The 2,038-nt window shown below is 69.0% G+C and carries 2 protein-coding genes; one reads left to right on the top strand and one right to left on the bottom strand.

Annotated features, from left to right (window positions below):
• The coding region (locus tag AC5LSR_RS21255; protein ID WP_493468893.1) for an LCP family protein at window positions 1–910 on the bottom strand (910 nt) is incomplete at its 3' end.
• 686 nt (window positions 911–1,596) lie between these two features.
• On the opposite strand from AC5LSR_RS21255, the gene AC5LSR_RS21250 reads away from it, so the two are divergent.
• On the top strand, window positions 1,597–2,038 hold a 442-nt coding region (locus tag AC5LSR_RS21250), incomplete at its 3' end, for a sugar phosphate nucleotidyltransferase (RefSeq protein WP_493468892.1).

The raw sequence follows: 2,038 nt of genomic DNA, 5'->3' as shown, positions 1-2,038 counted from the left end.
TGGCGGCCCCGAGCAGGCTCTCCAGCCTGGCCGGGCTGGTGAGCACCCCGCTGCTGGTGGCCTTCTGGAACACCGCGCTGACGAACTGCTGCTGGCGCCGGATCCGGTCGAAGTCCCCGTCCGGCAGGCCGTAGCGCTGCCGGACGAAGGCCAGCGCCTGCTCGCCGTCGAGCTGGTTCTCACCCACGACACCGCGCCACTGTGAGTAGTCGTCATGCAGGTTGGACGTGCTGCCGTCCGGCAGCGGCCGGACGCATACCGTCACTCCGCCGATGGCGTCCGTCATGGCTTTGAAGCCGGCGAGGTCGATCGACACAAAATGATCGATTTTGATGTCGGTGAGGTTCTCGATCGTTTTGATCAGCAGGGACGGGCCGCCGGTCGTGATCGCGGAGTTGAGCTTGTTCCGGCCGTGGCCGGGAATGCGTACCAGGGTGTCCCGGGGGAACGACACCAGCGTGGTCGTCCCGTTCGAGTCCAGATGGGCGAGCATGGTGGTGTCCGAACGTTCCCCGGCGACGACTTCCTGGCGCTGGTACATGTTGCCGGTGCCCGCCCGACTGTCCGATCCGACCAGCAGGAAGTTCGCGCTCCCGGGTGGGGCTGCGGCCGGTCGTTCACGGTCGTCGCCGAGCGCCAGGGTGACCCTGGTGATCTGGGAGTCGAAGTAGCGGTAGGCGACGTAGCCGCCGATGCTCGTCACGACGATCGACATCGACAGCACGGCTGCGAGGGCGAGCAGCAGCTTGTCGATCAGGGAGCGTTGCCGTGGGCCTTCCTCCCCGGCGCGCAGGAACCATCGCCACCTCGCACTCGGGCGGGCCCTGAGGACGCGGCGCGGGCCCGGCGGGCCCGGCTGCGTCGTGGTGCTGGCGGACTGGTCCACGGGGACCCCGGTCGTAGCGGTCACCGTGCCGTACCTCCCACCCCCGCCGTGGCCTGGCACCGGCGCACGGACGTACATGCCGCCCGATGTATCCCGCGTCCCCGGATATGGTCCTGTTTACCACTATGCCCCGGGAGATGACGCCATTGGCAGGCCGGCTCTGCCGCCGGGGCTGTCCGTGCCGCCGGGGCTGTCCGTGCCGCCGGGGCCGGCAGAGCTGTCGGGGCCGTCGCTGGCGCGCTCGTGCCGTCTTCGGCCGGCACACCGACGGGTCCCGCCGGTGTGCGCGGGCCGGCTGCTGGATTCATTGCGGCGTTACCCCCGTACCGCTGATGTCACGACTGTCGTCATGGCCGCGGAGGACAACTGTGGTCCTGGTTGCTGAAGGTACCCGCGGCAGGCGCGACACACCCGTCGTGGGATGCCCTGATGACGGCGGGCCCGCTGTTCCGGCGGCGGCCGGCCGGGTGGCGCGGGCCACCGCGGCGGCTGGCCGAAACCGGCGCATGTCCGTCCGGAACCCGTCCGGAACCCGTTCGGAGGCTGTCCGGAACCCGTTCGGAGGCTGTCCGGAACCCGTTCGGAGGCTGTCCGGAACCCGTCCGGAGGCTGTCCGGAACCTGTCGGAACAATGTTGTTCGGCGGGTATTGGGCGCCCCTGGTCATGGGCTTGTACAGCCGCCGCCCGGCCGCGCGATAAGGTTCGGATCATGAAGGCTCTTGTGCTTGCCGGTGGTTCCGGAACACGACTGCGCCCGATCACCCACACCTCGGCCAAACAACTTGTGCCGGTGGCGAACAAGCCGGTGCTTTTCTACGGGTTGGAGGCAATAGCCGCCGCGGGTATCACGAATGTCGGGATCATTGTCGGGGAGACCGCCGCGGAGATCGAGACCGCCGTCGGCGACGGTTCCGAGCTGGGGATCGAGGTCACCTACATCCGGCAGGAGGCGCCGCTGGGGCTTGCCCATGCCGTGCTCGTCGCGCGTGACTTCCTCGGCGACGAGCCGTTCGTGATGTACCTCGGCGACAACCTGATCATCGGTGGGATCTCGGGGCTGGTGGAGGAGTTCCGCCGCAGCGGGCCGGACGCGCTCATCCTGCTGACGAAGGTCTCCAACCCGTCCGCGTTCGGCGTGGCCGAGCTGGGGC

The sequence above is a fragment of the Protofrankia sp. CiP1_Cm_nod4 genome (assembly GCF_982290645.1).
The sequence above is the reverse complement of the archived record's forward strand: the minus strand, read 5'-3'. Positions and strand labels throughout refer to the sequence as shown.